Raw genomic sequence first — 16,513 nt, 5'->3', positions numbered from 1 at the left:
TGAAGGTGGGCCCCGGATGATTTTCCGGGGCCCACCTTCAGTGTGCGGTATCAGCTCAGCGCGTCAGCTTGCGGTGCGCCGTCGACTTCGGCCGCGACGCCTCCGGGCCGAGACGCTCCACCTTGTTCGCCTCGTAGTCGGCGAAGTTGCCCTCGTACCAGAACCACTGCGCCGGGTTCTCGTCAGTGCCCTCCCACGCGAGGATGTGGGTGGCCACCCGGTCGAGGAACCAGCGGTCGTGCGAGATCACGACGGCGCAGCCGGGGAACTCCAGCAGCGCGTCCTCCAACGACTGCAGCGTCTCCACGTCCAAGTCGTTGGTGGGCTCGTCGAGCAGCAGCACGTTGCCGCCTTGCTTCAAGGTGAGCGCCAGGTTCAGCCGGTTGCGCTCACCGCCGGAGAGCACGCCCGCCAGCTTCTGCTGGTCCGGCCCCTTGAACCCAAACGACGCGACGTAGGCGCGAGACGGCATCTCAAAGTTGGCTACCTTGATGAAGTCGAGGCCGTCGGAGACCACCTCCCAGACGTTCTTCTTCGCGTCGAGGCCCTCCCGCGTCTGGTCAACGTAGCTGAACTTGACCGTCTCGCCGATCTTCAACGAGCCGCTGTCGGGCTCGTACTGGCCGGTGATCGTCTTGAACAGGGTGGTCTTGCCGACGCCATTGGGGCCAATGATGCCGACGATGCCCGCGCGCGGCAGCGTGAACGACAGGTTGTCGATCAACACCCGATCGCCGAAGCCCTTGGTGAGGCCGTTCGCCTCCAGCACGACAGACCCGAGGCGCGGGCCCGGCGGGATGTTGATCTCGGCCAGGTCGACGGCGCGTCGCTTCTCGGCCTCCGCCGCCAGCTCCTCGTAGCGGGCGAGACGGGCGCGGTTCTTCGCCTGGCGAGCCTTCGGGTTGGAGCGCACCCACTCCAGCTCCTTCTCCAGGATCTTGGCGCGCTTGGCGTCCTTCTTCCCCTCGATCTGGAGCCGCTGGCGCTTGGTCTCCAGGTAGGTGGAGTAGTTGCCCTCGTAGGGGTGCAGCCGGCCGCGGTCCACCTCGCAGATCCACTGCGCCACGTTGTCAAGGAAGTAGCGGTCGTGGGTGACGGCCAGCACGGCGCCCGGGTAGTTCTTCAGGTGGCCCTCCAACCAGTTCACGCTCTCCGCGTCGAGGTGGTTGGTGGGCTCGTCGAGCAGCAGCAGGTCGGGTTGCTCCAGCAGCAGCTTGCACAGCGCCACCCGGCGGCGCTCGCCGCCGGAGAGCTTGGTGACGTCGGCATCGCCGGGCGGGCATTGCAGCGCGTCCATCGCCTGCTGCAGCTGGGAATCGATGTCCCACGCGTTGCGGTGGTCGAGTTCCGTCTGCAGCTGGCCCATCTCCTCAAGCAGCTTGTCGTAGTCGGCCTCCGGGTCGGCCAGCTCCGCGGAAATCTCGTCGAACCGTTTGAGCATGTTCTTGGTATCCGCAACCGCCTCCTCGATGTTTTCGAGGACGTTCTTCTCCTCGTTGAGCGGCGGCTCCTGCAGCAGGATGCCGACAGTGGCGCCCTTGGCGAGCATCGCGTCGCCGTTGTTCGGCTTGTCCAGACCGGCCATGAGCTTAAGCATGGTCGACTTGCCCGCGCCGTTGGGGCCCACGACGCCGATCTTGGCGCCGGGGAAGAACGACAGGGTCACGTTGTCGAGGATGACCTTGTCACCCACCGCCTTGCGGACATTGTGCATCGTGTAGATGAACTCAGCCACGAAAGTCCCTTTCTGAGTAAAGATCGCGGTCCACGCGATTCAGTCGGGTGCAAGTATGCCAGTCATCCTGGCGAGAGCGGACCTTGCGCGCTCGTAGTCGGCCAGTTCCTCCTCAACCGCAGCAACCACTGGCAGCACGCACCCGTCGGCCGCGGCCTGCAGGCGCTTCTTGGCCCTAACCGCGGCCCGACGTGCCCCACGTCGCAGCACCCACGACGAGCCGACCGCCACCGCCAGCACAGCTGCGAAGGCCACGCCTGCGGTGCCCAGCGTCGTGAGGTCGAGCGGGCGGCCGGTGAGCACGGGCAGCAGCAGCCAGCCGGCGAAGGTGACGGCCGCGACGATGGGCAGCCACTTCGCAACCCGGCCGAACCCCCACGCGAACGGGCTACCCAAGTCGGACAGGTCCACGTCCCGCAGGGCCGTGTGCAGCCTGGCCGGCAGGGTCTCGGCTTGGGCGAGCACATCGTCGCGCACCTTCTGCCCCCACACCTCCGGCAGCCCCGAGCTGGCCGCGACGGCGAAACGCCGAAGCGCGGTCTCCACCTGGGCGTCTTCCGCCGCCGACGCCACCCGGCCGCCGATCTGCGGCGGTTCAGCCCCGGCGCCGAGCAGGGAACTGCGCCTGGTGAAGTCGAGCTGTAGGTCGGCGGCCAGGCGGTCCACTCCGGCGGCGCGGCCGACGTCCGCCAGCAGTTGCTCGACCGGTGGTTCGACCCGCTCGATCTCCGGCAGCCGAACCTCGCCCAGCAAGGCGCGCAGGTCACCGGCCAACCGCTCCTGGGCGGCGCGCTTGTGGCTGACCACCATCGCGAGGTGGTCGCGCAGCCGGGCGACCCCCTCCCCCGTCGCCGCGCTGGTGACGAAGACCGGCACCCCGGCCAACCCGTCGTCGGCGAGCAGCAGCTTCAGGTGTTCGACGACGGGCGCCAGCTCCGCCGACAGCCGGCCGTCGGCGTCGAGAACGGAAGGCGCCAGCCGATCCGCCTGGTTCAGGGTGACCGCGATCACCTCGCGGTGGCTAGCCAGGCGTTTGAGGTAGCGGTCGTGCAGGGCCGCGTCCGCGTACTTCTGTGGGTCGACGACGAAGACGAACTGGTCCACGAGCTCCACGAGCCGATCCACCTGCGCGCGGTGGTCGGCGCGATCCGAGTCGTGGTCGGGCAGGTCGATGAGGATGAGGTTGTCGAGCCCGGCTGGGGGCTGCGCCTCGTGGCGACGGGTGATGCCCAGCAGGTCGAGCAGCTCGGTGTTGGTGGCGGAGAAGCTGATCGCGAGCGGCGTGGAGGTGGTGGGGCGGCGCGCGCCGACCGCGGCCAGCCGGGTTCCCGAGATGGCGTTTACCAGCGACGACTTCCCGGACCCGGTGGCCCCGGCGAGCGCCACGACGCACTGCTGCCCGGCCCGCAGCCGCCGGTCGGCGAAGCCGAGACGGGCCGCCGCGCGGGCCTCCCACTCCGGATCGACGCGCCCGGCGACCAGTTTGAGGAACCGTTCCAGCTCGATGAGGGCCTTGATCACAGTGCCTCCCTTGCGGCTCGCACCCGCTCGGCCGCCGCAGGCAGGCCGCCGTCGTCTGGTCCGAAGCCCGCGAGGCGCTCGTTGAACCGCGCCCGATCGTCGGCGAATAGCGCCGCCGCGCGACCGAGGAAAAGCTCGCGCGCCTCACGGGCCAGGCGCTCCACCGCGCCCGCGCCAAACACCGACTCCAGCACGCGCTGCGCCAGCAGCGAAGTGCCGCCCGCGATGCCCGCCTCCGCGCCGGTCAGGCCGCCGGTGGAGAAGAACACGGCCACCATGAGCGTGGCGCCGAGCGCGTTGGTGCCCAGCGCCAGCAGCCGTGCGCGCAACCGTTTACCCTTGCCTTGCTCCTGCACCAGCTCCAGCACGTCCTGCTGCCAAGACCGCACCACCGTCGCAGCCTGGGCGGACAGCTCCGGCCTGGGCGGTTCGTCGGCGAGCACCGCCCGGCCCCACGGGGTGCGCCGCCAGACCTGGGTCGTCTCGTCGGCGGCCCGCTCGGCCTCCGCGACAAGCACCCCCGCCAGCTGGTCGGAGATCTCGACCTGCACCGCGCGCGCTTCCGGCTCGGCCTGCACCCAGCGGCGGGCGCGGGCCCGCAGCGCGGCGACCGCCTCGTCGACCCCCTTGAGGATGCGGCTGGTACCCACTGCACGGTGCCAGTGCTCGACGATCTCGCCGCGCAGCAGCGACCCGTCGGAGATCTGGGCCTCGATTCGGCTGCGCGCGGTGGCGTAGGCGCCGTCGCAGATCTCCTGGAGTTCGCGGGCGGCGTCGCGTTGCGCGGCCACCCCGCCCAGCAGGTTCTCGACGATGGTGTCGGCCTGGCGCAGCGTGCCGACCAGCGACTGCCGCACCACCCGCGCCCGCTCCTCCTTGCGCGACGCCAGCGAGCCCAGCCAGGAGCGGATTGGGCGCACCGCCGCGGCCGGGATCATGCCCTCGACGAGCGGGGTCTCCGCAAGCGCGAACAGCGGCGCATCGCCTAGGCCCTCCGCCCCAAGCATCCGGCCCAGGTCCGGGCCCACGACGCCGATGCTGCTCGGCGGGCAGCGGTTCAGCACCACCGCCAGGTACAGGTCACGCGCGGCGGCCTCGCGCAGCAGGTTCCAGGGAACCGCGTCGGCGTAGCGCGCGGCGGACGTGACGAAGAGCCAGAGGTCGGCGGCGAGCAGCAGCTGACGGGCCAGTGAGCGGTTCCCCGCGTCCACGGAGTCGACGTCGGGGGCGTCGAGCAGCGCGAGGCCGGCGGGCAGCTCCGGCGCCTCGACGACGCGCAGCGCGCGGCTGTCGGGCAGCTCGACAGCGGCGCGGGTCAGTTCGGGCAGCACCGCCTCGGAACGAAACCAGTCCGCGTCGCCAGGGTGACAGATCAGCACAGGCGACTTGGTCGTGGGACGAAGCACGCCCGGCTTGGTGACGGCCCGGCCGATCAGCGAGTTGACCAGCGTGGATTTGCCTGCGCCCGTCGAACCGCCGACGACGGCGAGCAGCGGGGCGTCGAGCTTGGCGGCGCGGGGCGCCAGATAGTCGCGGATCTGCGCCGCCAGCGCGGCGGCGGCCTGGGCGTTGGCCTCGGCGTCGGGCAGGGGCAACGGGAAGCGGGCCTTGCCGGCCGCCTCCTGCAACCCGATCAGCGCCTCCGCCAGCGTCATGCCCGGCCCGCGCTCCCAGCCAGCGACCGACGGCGCCTCTTGCGCCAACCAAACCAGCGCACGTTCGGGTCGAGGGACAAGGCCAGGGGCCGCAGATCCTCGATCTGTTGCACAAGCTCCGCGATGCGCTCGGCCCCGCCTTGACCCACCTGGCCGCGCGTCTGGGCGGATCGTAGGTAGGCGAGCTCCGTCACCGCGCGGGTGAGGCGAGCCGAGTACCACCAGCGCTTCGGGCCCCAGCAGACCGCCTTCATCAGGTACTTCAGGCGGGGAAAGACCCTGCCGAAGAGTTCGATGTCGCCCGGCTTCAGCCATCCTTGTTCCGCGAAGTCCGTGAGGCGACGGCGGATCAGCCTGGCCTGCAAGAACACCGAGACGATGAGCACGATGACGATGATCCCAACGACCACCAGCGCAGCGACCCAGTGCCAGAACAGCTCCTCGGTGGGATGGGTGGAGGCGAGGCCGTTGAACAGCATGTGCCCGGCCACCGCCAGGAAGAACCCGCCGATCGGGGCGAGCACGCGCACCAGTTTCGAGCGCGCGGCGATTGCCACGGCCAGCCCGACGGCGGTCATCGTCGTGAATAACGGGTGGCCGAAGGAGGTGTACAACCCGCGCAACAAAACCAGCTCCCGCACTGCGGCCTCCGGGTCTTCGACGGAGATGTCGTTGACCGCGTAGGTGATCGCCCGACCGTAGTAGATGATGTTCTCCACGAACGCGAACCCGATCGCGGAGAGGCCGGAGAGCGCGATGATCGACAGCCGGGAGACGACCTGGCGGCGCATGAGAATGATCAGCAAGAAGAGCACCGTTGCCTTGGTGGCCTCTTCGATCACCGGGGCGGAAAACACCGCGGAACGCGCGCCCGTGTCGGCGTCGGCGGCGGTGGTGGCCATGTGCTGGCCCATCCAGGTGTTGACGTGCAGCGAGAACCAGGTGGATGCAGCGGCGCCCCACCCGAAGGTGAGCAGCCAAACCATCGGACGCTGCGGGCGGAACCGGTCCAGCCACAGAAACAACGTCGAGTAGATGACGGCGGTGGGCAGCGCCAGCAGGGCGGCCTGCCTCAGGGTCTGCACGGTGAACGCCAGCGTCTCGGTACCGTCCTCAAACTCCTCCGCGGTGGAGAACATGACCCACTGGTGCACCAGCATCAGCGCGTACATGGGCAGCAGGATGACGCTCAGCCAGAAGACCGGGCTGCGCAACATGCGGCCCCACCACGGCCTGGCGATGCCCGAGGGCACCCCGGACAGCCGACGTTCGCGCTTCGAAATCTGATTCATCGGCACCAAGCCTACAAGCTCGGGCGCCCGCCCACGCCGACGATGGTGCCAGACCGATGCCCATCGTCGGGTGGTTGGCGCGCCCGGCAGGACTCGAACCTGCAACCTGCGGATTAGAAGGCCGATGCTCTATCCATTGAGCTACGGGCGCATCGCCGCTGCCCCGCTGGGATTGGCCCCTGAGCAGCAGCTATTTTCGGGCCTGAACTTTAGCATTCCCGGGCGCAAACCAGGTAACCGAGTTGTCCGTCACACGGGCGTTCTCGCTGGCTTCGAGCACCGGGCCCGCGAACTCCATCCGCAGACGGAACAGCCCTTGGGCTGGGTCGGCGCCGTAGAGGCCGCTCAGGTCGACCTCGACGCGGTCGTCAGCCACCACCGGCTTGGGGACGAACCCGTCGCCGCCCCATTCGTCGAGCGAGAAGGTGGCCGTAGTGTCGCACACCACGTACCCGTCGCGGACGGTCTTCGCAGCCGACCAGTGATCGCCGAAGCCCACGAACTCCTGCGTGAGCTCCCCCTCGTCGCAGAATTCCACCCCGCCTTCCTGCACCGTCTGTTCGTCGAGCGCGACCCGCACATGCGCCCGAATCGCGTCCAGGTTGGCGAAATCGAAGCGCACGAGACGAATCAGCCCCGCCTTCTCTTCGATCCGGGGCAGCTCCTCCGACCAATCGTCCCAGCGAACGTCCTCGCTCCAATCCGCCGCGGTGGGCAGATCGACGGGGAAGGCCGAGGGACTCGCGGTCAGGGCTGGCGAGGGGGCGACGGATCCGGAAAACAGCGGCGTGCTCGGCTCGGTGCCGTCGCCAGCGCCTGCCGAGCAGCCGGAGAGCGCCAATGCCGCAAGCATCAGCGCGGTAAGTGAGCGACTCATCATGCGCCCCAGCCTAGTTGGCTAAGGTTCACTGTGTGAATGACTACCTGGTGTGGATCGACTGCGAGATGACCGGCCTCGACCTGGCGGCCGATGGGCTGCTGGAGGTGGCGGCCCTGGTTACCGACGGTGAACTGAACGTGTTGGGCGACGGTGTGGACATCGTCATCAAGCCCACCGACGAGCAGCTGGCCAACATGGGCGAGTTCGTCACCGAGATGCACACCAAGTCCGGCCTGCTGCCGCTCCTGGCCGCTGGGCTATCCCTGGCGGAGGCTGAAGCCGCCGTGCTCAGCTATGTCCGCACCTTCGTGCCCAACCCGCGAAAGGTACCGCTGGCCGGCAACACCGTCGGTACCGACCGGATGTTCCTGGCGCGCTACATGCCCGAGCTGGAGCAGCACCTGCACTACCGCAACGTGGACGTGTCCAGCATCAAGGAGTTGGCGAAGCGCTGGTTCCCCAAGGCGCACTACAACGCACCTGCGAAGACCGGCAACCACCGGGCGCTCGCCGACATTCAGGAGTCCATCGAGGAGCTGCGCTACTACCGCGAGGCCCTGTTCGTGCCCCAGCCCGGCCCGACGACGAAGCAGCTCACCGCGATCGCGCAGAAGCACTGCGGCACCCTGACCGGCGCGAAGCCCAGCGCTGAGTAGCCAGTTTCGCGTTCCGCCCCCGCTTCCTGTATAGTCGTCTCGCGTCACCAACGCGTGACAGTGGTGGGTATAGCTCAGCCGGTAGAGCGTCTGGTTGTGGTCCAGAAGGTCGCGGGTTCAAGTCCCGTTACTCACCCCAGCCCAAGGGCCCCGGAGCAGTCTGGCTCCGGGGCCTTCCGCTTGGTTGGCGAGCCAGCTGTACTGACCGGGGAGGTTGGTCAAGCGTGTGGTGGGTAGCTTGTTCCCGCAGGCTCACCACCCGCGCCACCACCCGATCAGGAGTCTTGCTCGATGACCTGTGAGGACGCGAGGAACGGTCCCGCATCGGCTCACCGACTCGGTGTCTGTCAAGCCCAACATTCCGCTGTCGGCCAAGCGCACTGGAGCCTAGCAGCGACCTCGGAAACTGGATCTCCCTGATCGACGACAAGCTGAGCGGCCCGCAAACGGGAGCGTGGGATCAAAGCCGCGTTAGCGTGAGACACAAAAGGGCCTTTCTGACAGCGAATACCTTCACAAGTCCCGCTCAACCAGCAAGGCCTTCCCTCACCCACACGCCCGGATCGCAATCCCTCAACCAACTTGCCCGGCCAGTACAACTAGCACGTCGCCTTCCTGAGGTTCCTGCCATTTCTCCAGAACCCTCCCGAAGGCCATCTTCTTAATGGGATACTTTTCTCGGCACTTCCCAAGAACAAAGGAGGAACCGATGGGCACCCTAGAGTTCCTACAGTCGCTCAGACCAAGTGAGGTGGTCTTTTGGACTGGCGCAGGCATTTCTGTTGATGCACCCACGTGCGCCCCCAAAGGTCGGGAGCTGACCGATCGTTCCCTTGCGGAGTATTTTCAGGCTGACCTCGGAAATCGCTTGAAGGAGATATATAAGGCCTTGCAGGTGCCGAACGCCGCCTTTCGACCGCGTCTGGAAACGGTGCTAGAGGCCCTTACCACTGTCTACGGCTTGTCGGGTCTTAGTGACGTACTTTCCGACCTGTCCGTGGCTACACCGAACGGGGTTCATCGGTTCTTCGCCCGCCATCTCAAGGAGGGCGGGTCGCACATCACCGCTAATTTCGATACGTGCGTTGAGCGTGCGCTACCCGACACGCCAGATGCCCACCACTTCCACGGACGACTTGGCAGCACGGACGATCTGGCGCGACTCGGTGCACGGATGAGCGTCATCGAGAACGGGTTCCCCGCAGAGGTCGCGAAAGACCTGGACGCAACCCTGTGCGCGCCGGGAATCAAAGCGATCATATTTGCCGGATACAGTGGCAGCGACTTCTTCGACGCCACCCCATACTTGAGGTCCCGGTGGCATTTGTTCCATGAAAAGCACGTCTTATGGCACGATTACCAACCCAGCGACGAACTGTTGAGCGGGGTTGAATGCGATTCGCACCCGCTCTTGGCCGAGGCCCGATCACGGGGAGCAGTGGTCCACCTGTCACGTGGGTCGTTGCGCAATGCGCTGGGCGATCTGGCCGTCGCCTGGGGCTGGCCTCCGCTTGAGACCAGCGACTCCGAGGCCTCGCCTTGGCACTCCCGAGTCCGCCCCACCGCCGAGCAGCGGGCCTCCGCATCAATCTCTTTGGCTGCCCGGATGGGGCTGCACAAGGTGGTGATCGAAATCATCGAGGCTCAAGGAGGCCCCGGGTCCCCAGAACAGGCTGATCAGTATGCCGACGCGCTGTGGGGATCGGGCAAATATCGGGCGGCCCGAGCCGCCTGGCGGCGTGCTTTCCCCGGCACGGATGATGCAAGTGTTGCACGGCGCACGGAGCGCGAGTGCGCAGTGTTGTGGATTCGCGGCCAGCTGGTGCAGGCGGAACGCCGCCTCCGATCCGCTTGCAAGAGCTGGATTTCGCCCGACTCAAGAGTCCCTCTGACCACACAGGCCGCTCTTGCGGAAACCTATGGTCGTGTTCTGACCCACATGCGTCGGACGCCTGATACACGTTTCCTCTCCACCCCAGCACGACGAGTTCGGGCCGCTGAACAAGTTAACCGAATCCGAGAGGAGATGGCGGGCCAGGAAGGCATCCATCGTCGCGCCAAATCGGAGTCGGTCATTGCAAATCTGTCCGGCGTACCCGATAAAGGCATTGCGGATCACGTGGCATCATTCGACGAATCCGAGGCACTGCATGCTTGGCTTAGTTATCAGCATCATGCGCTTCGACAGCACGCTGAAGATGGCCATCTTCCGACTCGCGAAGATTTGGAAAAGCTAATCGGCAGGAGAAAAATCATCGGCGCACACGGCGACGCCGCACTCGTCTTCATGCTTCCAGGAGCAAATCAGTTGCTCCCAGTCAAAGACTTCCTGAGAGCCGTCACGGAAATCGACATCACAACGTGGCATCGAATCAGGATGTCGGCAAAATTCCTCCTCCCACGCCTTAAACATCTTCAGCTTCACCGAAAAACCCTTGCGTTGGCGGCCTGTTGCGCTGCATTCTTGGCGATCAGGGCTCTCTACAGCACTCGACCAAAGAGCTGACATCTGCGTGCCGATCAATCCCAGTTGAACTTCAGTCTAGAAAGCAGCTCGGATCAGATTCCGCACCCGATTTCGGGCTCCCGGACCTCGTAACAATGCCCGAGCAGCTACTACTCGCCCGCTGCAAACGACCGTCATTATTGACTCCATTTTCGGCCGTCGGCGCCCTCTAGCCTGCACAGCTTCTAACAAAGACAGCGAGACCGGGCACATGGGCTGGGTCATTAAACTTAGCACCAATAGCAAAGCCAGATACGCCTTTTGCCGGCCCGAAAGCAGCCGAGACTAGCCACAAGCTCTCCAGCTGTTCTCTTGAGATCTTGACCCGAGTGCTACTCGATATTGGCCAGTGCGCTTTCGACGTCGTAGCGGTCGCGTTCATTGCATTCCGCCCAGCGCAGTTCATCGTCGGTTAGCTCATTCAAGAATGCGTATCGTGTGCGCACTGTGCTGATCCATTCGTCGATTCGCACTGGCCGAGTGAGGTAGCCGATGTCTTCTGGCCGGAAATCGTCGGCCACCCGGGGGGAGAGCACGTCGTCGGGATGAATCGGCTTGGTCCCGCGCCCGTCCACGACGATGTCACGGTAGACCTTCAGCACCCAGAGTTTCCGGACGAGCGGCTGATCCATGGCGCCCGCGCAGGCGTACCACTGGAGATCGTAGAGATCGCGGGCCAGCGACACCCGCCGGTAGCGCGCCAGCTTCTCCGCCACCGCTTCCTCCACCCGCACGACGGGCGTAGCGGGCAGCGTGAAATCGTAGCGGCTGTGGATGGGCAGACGGACGGCCTGCAGCACGTCGGGCGCGAGGCTGAGCGCGTGGCGGGCGAGTTCCACCTTGGCTCCCAGCCGTGGCGAGCCAAAGGGGGTGTCGACCAGCAGGTCGCCGCGGCGTCCGTCGTCGCCCAAGTTTTCGATCCGGAAGGAAAAGCCGTCCAGTTCGGCCCCGTCGAGCGCTTCCAACACGCTCAGCGCCAGGTCCTCGTCGGGGGCGGCGAAGTCGAGGTCGGTGGAGAACCGGCCCGCGTTGCCCGCCCGGAACTTCCTCAGCGCGGTCCCGCCCTTGAACACCAGCCCGCGCTCGAACAGCCCGGCGCGGTGCAGCAGGTGGAGCGCGTGGTCCTGCGCGATGTCGAGCAGTGCCGCGTCGCGGCCGCCCTTGACTCCCTGGTAGTGGCGCACCAGATGCCCTTCGGTCACACGGCTCATGCGCCACCTCCCACGTCGAGATACCTGGCCAGCATTGTGTCACTGACCTTGGTCAGGGGGTCGTAGCGCCCCCCGGCGCGACGGGGCCCAAGCCAGGCGGTGGCGGTTGCCGGGTAGTGCTCCACGACGATGTGCGCGGCCTCGGCTGCCCCCGCCGCCTTGAGCAGGTAGGCCGCCCGCTGCCGGGTGCCGGGTTTCGCGGTTGCCAGCAGCCGCAGGATTCGGTCGGCGTCGGGCGCGAGCGTGCCCTGGGTGAGCCACTGACCCAGCCCCGGGGTGTCCCGATAGGCGGCCGGGCGGGTGGCGATCCCGACGATGAGTCCTTCCAGGTTCCACGACGGCAGGCCGGCCACGCGGGTCTGCCCGTCGGGGCCCAGCCTAAGCGCCACCGTCCGCCACTCGCCTGCCAGCGCTTTGGCGAGCGGCACCCCCTCGGGCAGCGCCAGCACCTCCCGCTCTGGCAAGCGCTGCGCCAGCCCGAGCACGCTGGCCGCCGATTCCATCGCCAGCACCCCCGGCCACTTGGGCTGCACTGCAAGCTGGGCGCGCAGCTCCAGGAAGCGGTCCCCGGAGCTGTAGGGCCCCCCGCGCGCCGCGGGCAGGAACTCCCAGGCCCCGCGCGTGCGCAGCGAGCCCAGCCAGCCGTCGCGTTGGAGGAGATAGGCGACGCGACGCGGGTCGGCTTCGCGGCCGAAGTCTTCCAGCACCTCGGCGATGCGCCGGGGGGTCACGATGACGTCACCGTCGAGCTCGAACTGTTCAATGACGTCGGCCAGGGACCGCCGAATCACGCGCGCCACTGTCATCACCACCCTTTCTTACAATGATATTAACAAACTACGGCCTCGGAAGACAGCACAGACGCAGGCTGAGGCCCCAGGCGACCTTCGCCGGTCGACCTGCGGCGCCGCCAGGCGTTTCAACCGGTGGGGTCTCGATTTTGCGCTACGCTTGGAAGTGCGCTAGAGTTTCTTCTCGCGCAAGCACCACTAGCTCAACTGGCAGAGCAGCTGACTCTTAATCAGCGGGTTCAGGGTTCGAGTCCCTGGTGGTGTACGAGCGAAGGCCCCGATGATTATTCGGGGCCTTTTGTTTCCCCTAACAGAAGGATGCCATGAGCGGTTTCAGCCCCGTAGCCGAGTACCACGAGTTCTTCATGACTGAGCCGTGGCTTCGCCTCAGCCGCCGCCTGGCCGAGTTGCCCGCGCCGCGCCACGTCGCGGAGCTGGGCGCCGGCTCCGGCCTCGGCACCGTCCGGCTGGCCCACCTGTGGCCAGGGGCGCGCTTCACCGTCGTCGAACCCGACGACACCATGCGTGCCATGCTGATGGCGCGCCTCCAGACCGCCGGCCTCGCCCACCGGGTGGAAGTACTGCCGCTCGCGGTATCCCCGGAAACAGCCGACTTCCTGCGCCGCCGTCTCGCCGACGCCGACCTGCTCCTCGCCGCACACATGCTGCGTCTCCTCCCCGACGATGCGCGCCGCGTGATCTACGACCTCGCCCGCGCACTCCCCCCGGGCGGGCGCTTCGTCGCTACCCTCGGCAAACCACACGGCCACGAGTTGCGCTCGGCCTCGCTCGGCGGCCAGCTCATCATCGAGAACCCCGACGGCGCCGTGCGCTACCGGCATCTCGATGTCGGAGGGCACGTGCTTCGGGAGGCCGACAGGCGCGGTCTGCCGGACGGTCCGGAGCACCCCAACGACGACGCCTTCCTGGCCGAGGCGCTGGCGGCCGGGCTGGACGCCGGCGTCGTCGACGGTTTGCTGCTGTCCCCGCCTACCGAGCGGCCTCGGGTGGAACCCAGACAACTCACCGACGCCCACAACCGCTGGCTGACCAAACTCGACCCGCTCTGCGGCCCCGTCACCCCGCCGGAGGGCGACGAGTGGCTCGCCACACCATCGACGTCTGGCCTTGCCGGGACGTGGCGGACCACCGAGACGCCCGCGGATGCGCCCTACGCACTGTGGCTGCCTCCCACTGAGGAATGTCTCACCTTCCGCTCGGCGCAGCCGCCCACCGCCGACGACTTCGGCCACCTGCTGCGCGCTTGGCAGGCCGTGCGCGTCCCCCAGTCCGCGACGCTCACCGTCGATATCCCGGCGGCGGCACTGCACCTCACCCGGCCGCTGCTGGAGGCCGGGTTCTGCCAGACGACTTCCCTGGCAGCGCGCCTGGTCGTGGACGAGCCCGCACCATCGTCGGCGGTCGAGGTCCGGCCCATGAGCGCAGCCGATCGCCCTGCTCTGCTCGATCTGCTCCTCGAACTGCACCACACGGACAGCGCGGTCGGCAGCGCCAACCCGCTGCCCGACGCCCACCGCCACTACGCCCACTACCTCGACGAAGCCTTCGCCCGCCCCGGTTGGTCATGGGTGGCTTGGGCGAACGGCCACCCGGCGGGTCTGCTCACCTTGAACCCGCTCCGGGACTCTGCCTGGATCGCCCCCTGCGTCTCCCTGGAGCGGGTCTGTTACCTCGGGTTCGCGACGGTGGGGTCCGCTCACCGCGCCCGCGGCTTCGGGCGGGCGCTCGTCGAACATGCCATGCACCGGGCCGCCCTGGCGGGAGCTGAGGCCGTGCTGCTGCACCACGCCGCAGCCTCGCCCCTGTCCAGCACCTTCTGGCATCGGCAGGGCTTCCGCCCGCTCTGGTCCACCTGGCGCAAGCAGGCCTGAAGCATCGCAGCCACCCGTCACGCCCCCGTCCGCGTCCCGACAGCCCGACCGGCAGGCACGCCCACGGGTGGCGAGTCTTCGGCCACCCTCAGAGATACAGACCGGTGCCGGAGTCGGTGATTCGCTCGGCGGCGACGGCGTGGATGTCACGCTCGCGCATCAGGATGTAGCGCTTCGAGTTCAACTCCACCTCGCCGCGCTCCTCGGGGTCGAACAGCACCCGGTCCCCCGTCTCGACGCTGCGCACGCTCGGCCCGATCGCCACCACCTTCGCCCAGTTCAGGCGCTTGCCCATCTGCACCGTCGCCGGGATCAGGATACCGCCGCCACTCTTGCGCTCGGTGGCACCGGATTCGGCGTCGACGAGCACCCGGTCGTGCAGCATTCGGATTGCCAGCCCGGTGTCGTTCATGCTGCCGTGATCGCCTTGCGCTCCCCAGCCACCCGCAGCTGACGCGTGCCCGCCAGCCGGCTGACCGCCACGTAGAACACCACGGTGCCGACGACGGCCCCCGCGATGGCCAGCACACGCTTGGCGCGCACACCACCGCGCTCGTCCACGAGCTGGGCCTTGGCCGACGCGTACTCGGCCTTCGCGAAACTCTTCACCTCGTCCACGCTCTTGCGCATCAGTTTCTTGGGCTCCAGGGACTCACGCAGCTCTGCGAAAGAGTTCTGCAACTGCCTGCGGGTCTGCGCCATCTCTGCACGGATATCTTCCACGGTTCGCTCTTTGGCCATGAACGCTCCTTTGACGGGTCTGTCACCAAGCCTAGCCAATATAGTTGCGCTCATGGTTGAACGACTAGTGTCCGGCGCCCCGGCGCCCGCATTCACGCTGCCTAATCAGCACGGCGAGCCCGTTTCGCTATCTGACTTCAAGGGCTCGACGGTGATCCTGTACTTCTTCCCGGCCGCGATGACGCCGGGCTGCACCACACAGTCCGTCGACTTCTCCGCCGCGCTGCCCGATCTGGAAGGCGCGGGCTACACCGTGCTCGGCTGCTCCCCCGACCCGGTCGAGAAGCTGAAGAGCTTCACCCAGAAGGCCGAACTCGGCCTCGTCTTGCTGTCCGACCCGGAGCGCACCGTGCTGAACGCCTACGCCGCCTACGGGGTGAAGAAGCTCTACGGCAAAGAGGTGGAGGGCGTCATCCGCTCCACCTTCATCATAGATGTGGACGGCGACGGCAACGCGGTGGTGCGGGAAGCACAGTACAACGTGCGGGCGACGGGCCACGTCGCCAAACTGCGGCGGGAGTTGGGCGTCTGAACAGCTACCGCACCATCGACTGCGATCCGGGCGGCGGGGTCGACGTCGAGCTGGAGATCCGGCGCAGCCGATTCCTCACCCGCATTCGCCGCGTCGACTCCGAGGCGGCGGCGCGGGCCGTCGTCGAGGAGCGGCGGGCCCAGCTACACGACGCCCGACACCACTGCAGCGCGTTCATCCTCGGCCCCGACGGGCGCACCGGCGGATCGAACGACGACGGCGAGCCTGCGGGCACGGCCGGGATGCCGATGTTCACCACGCTGCAGCACTGCGGCCTCACGAATGTCGTGGCAGTCGTCAGCCGCTATTTCGGCGGGATCAAGCTGGGCGCGGGCGGGCTGGTGCGGGCGTACTCGGAGGCGACCCAGCAGGCCATCGACGCGGCCGGGACGCGTGAGGTGCGGCTCATGAAGCTGATTCGGGTGGACGTGGACTACGCCGACGCAGGCCACTACGAGAATCAACTGCGCGGGCTGAGCCTGCCCTCCGGGCTGCGGGTGGCGGTCGTCGGCGTGGAGTGGGCCGCGCGAGCTGAGATCACCGTCGGGGTGGATGCTGCGGCGGTGGCGGAGTTCGCGTCCGTTCTGCAGTCGTTGTCGGCCGGCACGCTGGCCGGCACCCCCGTCGGCGAGCGGTGGGTGGGCTAAGGCTGATAGCGCGCGAAGGCGCGGCCGCCGATCTCGCCCACCAGCTTGAAGCCGAGTGCCTCGTAGAACTGCCGCTGTCTCTCCTCCAGGTCGGTGAGGAGAACGTGCTGGCGCACGTCGCGGTAGGGCTCGAACACGGCCTCGACGAGGGCCCGGCCGAGACCTTGCCGCTGCTGCTCGGGGTGCACGAGCACGTCCTGTAGGTAGATGATGGTCTCCCCATCGCCGACGACGCGCGCCAGCCCGACCAGCCGGTCGCCTTCGCGGGCCGTGGCCACCCCCAGCGAGGCCCGCACGCCGCGCAGCAGCCGGGCCGGATCGCGGGTGTAGGCCGACCAGCCGACGGAACCGTAGAGCTCGACCAGCTCGTCGAGCGTGGGGAGGTCGTCGGTGCGGATTATCGCCATGCGCGCAGCCTAGTTGCTTCGCCGGATGGTTGGCCAGGCGCGCGGAG

General features: G+C 67.5%; 15 protein-coding genes, 3 tRNA genes and 1 pseudogene. 7 read left to right on the top strand and 12 right to left on the bottom strand.

Features of this window, described 5'->3' with window-relative positions:
- Positions 1-55: 55 nt before the first annotated feature.
- The 6 genes from ettA to EII42_RS05300 form a co-directional block, all read right to left on the bottom strand.
- Positions 56-1,735: an energy-dependent translational throttle protein EttA gene (ettA, locus tag EII42_RS05325; RefSeq protein WP_125171078.1), complete on the bottom strand. Its 1,680-nt coding sequence runs from the start codon at positions 1,733-1,735 to the stop codon at positions 56-58.
- 39 nt (positions 1,736-1,774) lie between these two features.
- The gene (locus EII42_RS05320; protein WP_158676412.1) at positions 1,775-3,256 is read right to left on the bottom strand and encodes a GTPase; all 1,482 of its coding nucleotides are present in this window, start codon (positions 3,254-3,256) and stop codon (positions 1,775-1,777) included.
- Entirely contained in the window at positions 3,253-4,911 is a 1,659-nt protein-coding gene (locus tag EII42_RS05315) for an ABC transporter (protein ID WP_125171076.1), read from the bottom strand. The genes EII42_RS05320 and EII42_RS05315 overlap by 4 nt, the downstream gene beginning before the upstream one ends.
- Positions 4,908-6,203 carry a PrsW family intramembrane metalloprotease gene (locus tag EII42_RS05310; protein ID WP_125171075.1) on the bottom strand — a complete coding sequence of 432 codons (1,296 nt, stop codon included), beginning with the start codon at positions 6,201-6,203 and terminating at the stop codon, positions 4,908-4,910. The genes EII42_RS05315 and EII42_RS05310 overlap by 4 nt, the downstream gene beginning before the upstream one ends.
- Before the next feature lie 75 nt (positions 6,204-6,278).
- Positions 6,279-6,354, bottom strand: a tRNA-Arg gene (locus EII42_RS05305).
- Positions 6,355-6,393: 39 nt separating this feature from the next.
- The gene (locus EII42_RS05300) at positions 6,394-7,083 is read right to left on the bottom strand and encodes a hypothetical protein (protein WP_125171074.1); all 690 of its coding nucleotides are present in this window, start codon (positions 7,081-7,083) and stop codon (positions 6,394-6,396) included.
- A gap of 32 nt (positions 7,084-7,115) precedes the next feature.
- Here EII42_RS05300 and orn point away from each other — a divergent pair, with 32 nt between their 5' ends.
- A complete protein-coding gene (gene orn / locus EII42_RS05295; protein ID WP_125171073.1) occupies positions 7,116-7,739 on the top strand; it encodes an oligoribonuclease in 624 nt (207 codons plus the stop codon).
- Between the two features lie 63 nt (positions 7,740-7,802).
- A tRNA-His gene (locus EII42_RS05290) sits at positions 7,803-7,878 on the top strand.
- 105 nt (positions 7,879-7,983) lie between these two features.
- On the opposite strand, the pseudogene EII42_RS13435 reads toward EII42_RS05290, so the two are convergent.
- Positions 7,984-8,224 (bottom strand): annotated as a pseudogene (locus EII42_RS13435) (leucine zipper domain-containing protein); the annotation flags it as partial.
- Positions 8,225-8,448: 224 nt separating this feature from the next.
- On the opposite strand from EII42_RS13435, the gene EII42_RS05285 reads away from it, so the two are divergent.
- On the top strand, positions 8,449-10,245 hold the full coding sequence (locus tag EII42_RS05285; RefSeq protein WP_125171072.1) for a hypothetical protein: 1,797 nt from the start codon (positions 8,449-8,451) through the stop codon (positions 10,243-10,245).
- 332 nt (positions 10,246-10,577) lie between these two features.
- Here the strand turns inward: EII42_RS05285 and EII42_RS05280 are convergent, their stop codons facing one another.
- Positions 10,578-11,456, bottom strand: a complete 879-nt coding sequence (locus tag EII42_RS05280; RefSeq protein WP_125171071.1) for a nucleotidyl transferase AbiEii/AbiGii toxin family protein — start codon at positions 11,454-11,456, stop codon at positions 10,578-10,580.
- Positions 11,453-12,262 (bottom strand): hypothetical protein, encoded by an 810-nt coding sequence (locus EII42_RS05275; RefSeq protein ID WP_125171070.1) that lies wholly within the window; start codon positions 12,260-12,262, stop codon positions 11,453-11,455. The genes EII42_RS05280 and EII42_RS05275 overlap by 4 nt, the downstream gene beginning before the upstream one ends.
- Positions 12,263-12,439: 177 nt before the next feature.
- Here EII42_RS05275 and EII42_RS05270 point away from each other — a divergent pair.
- Positions 12,440-12,512, top strand: a tRNA-Lys gene (locus EII42_RS05270).
- Between the two features lie 58 nt (positions 12,513-12,570).
- Positions 12,571-14,139, top strand: a complete 1,569-nt coding sequence (locus EII42_RS05265; protein WP_125171069.1) for a GNAT family N-acetyltransferase — start codon at positions 12,571-12,573, stop codon at positions 14,137-14,139.
- A gap of 88 nt (positions 14,140-14,227) precedes the next feature.
- Here EII42_RS05265 and EII42_RS05260 read toward each other — a convergent pair whose 3' ends face one another.
- Complete coding sequence (locus EII42_RS05260) at positions 14,228-14,551, bottom strand: co-chaperone GroES (RefSeq protein WP_125171068.1); 324 nt, start codon at positions 14,549-14,551, stop codon at positions 14,228-14,230.
- Positions 14,548-14,880 carry a DUF3618 domain-containing protein gene (locus EII42_RS05255; RefSeq protein WP_158676411.1) on the bottom strand — a complete coding sequence of 111 codons (333 nt, stop codon included), beginning with the start codon at positions 14,878-14,880 and terminating at the stop codon, positions 14,548-14,550. Before EII42_RS05255 ends, EII42_RS05260 begins: the two co-directional genes overlap by 4 nt.
- Before the next feature lie 52 nt (positions 14,881-14,932).
- On the opposite strand from EII42_RS05255, the gene EII42_RS05250 reads away from it, so the two are divergent.
- Positions 14,933-15,412: a peroxiredoxin gene (locus EII42_RS05250; RefSeq protein ID WP_125171066.1), complete on the top strand. Its 480-nt coding sequence runs from the start codon at positions 14,933-14,935 to the stop codon at positions 15,410-15,412.
- Positions 15,409-16,059 (top strand): YigZ family protein, encoded by a 651-nt coding sequence (locus EII42_RS05245; protein WP_370318099.1) that lies wholly within the window; start codon positions 15,409-15,411, stop codon positions 16,057-16,059. The genes EII42_RS05250 and EII42_RS05245 overlap by 4 nt, the downstream gene beginning before the upstream one ends.
- Here EII42_RS05245 and EII42_RS05240 read toward each other — a convergent pair.
- Complete coding sequence (locus EII42_RS05240; protein WP_125171064.1) at positions 16,056-16,466, bottom strand: GNAT family N-acetyltransferase; 411 nt, start codon at positions 16,464-16,466, stop codon at positions 16,056-16,058. The two genes, EII42_RS05245 and EII42_RS05240, sit on opposite strands and share 4 nt — an antisense overlap.
- Positions 16,467-16,513: the final 47 nt, after the last annotated feature.

This window comes from Tessaracoccus sp. OH4464_COT-324, from assembly GCF_003932855.1.
Taxonomy (GTDB): Bacteria; Actinomycetota; Actinomycetes; order Propionibacteriales; family Propionibacteriaceae; genus Arachnia.
Note: the sequence above shows the minus strand (reverse complement) of the source record. Positions and strands in the feature narration are given on the sequence as shown.

Excerpts from the sequence above, each read along its gene's own strand:
- EII42_RS05260 (WP_125171068.1), bottom strand. The coding sequence starts at position 14,551 with ATGAACGACACCGGGCTGGCAATCCGAATGCTGCACGACCGGGTGCTC.
- EII42_RS05265 (WP_125171069.1), top strand. The coding sequence starts at position 12,571 with ATGAGCGGTTTCAGCCCCGTAGCCGAGTACCACGAGTTCTTCATGACT.
- EII42_RS05285 (WP_125171072.1), top strand. The coding sequence starts at position 8,449 with ATGGGCACCCTAGAGTTCCTACAGTCGCTCAGACCAAGTGAGGTGGTC.
- EII42_RS05280 (WP_125171071.1), bottom strand. The coding sequence starts at position 11,456 with ATGAGCCGTGTGACCGAAGGGCATCTGGTGCGCCACTACCAGGGAGTC.
- EII42_RS05250 (WP_125171066.1), top strand. The coding sequence starts at position 14,933 with ATGGTTGAACGACTAGTGTCCGGCGCCCCGGCGCCCGCATTCACGCTG.
- EII42_RS05300 (WP_125171074.1), bottom strand. The coding sequence starts at position 7,083 with ATGATGAGTCGCTCACTTACCGCGCTGATGCTTGCGGCATTGGCGCTC.
- EII42_RS05275 (WP_125171070.1), bottom strand. The coding sequence starts at position 12,262 with ATGACAGTGGCGCGCGTGATTCGGCGGTCCCTGGCCGACGTCATTGAA.
- EII42_RS05255 (WP_158676411.1), bottom strand. The coding sequence starts at position 14,880 with ATGGCCAAAGAGCGAACCGTGGAAGATATCCGTGCAGAGATGGCGCAG.
- EII42_RS05310 (WP_125171075.1), bottom strand. The coding sequence starts at position 6,203 with ATGAATCAGATTTCGAAGCGCGAACGTCGGCTGTCCGGGGTGCCCTCG.
- EII42_RS05315 (WP_125171076.1), bottom strand. The coding sequence starts at position 4,911 with ATGACGCTGGCGGAGGCGCTGATCGGGTTGCAGGAGGCGGCCGGCAAG.
- EII42_RS05240 (WP_125171064.1), bottom strand. The coding sequence starts at position 16,466 with ATGGCGATAATCCGCACCGACGACCTCCCCACGCTCGACGAGCTGGTC.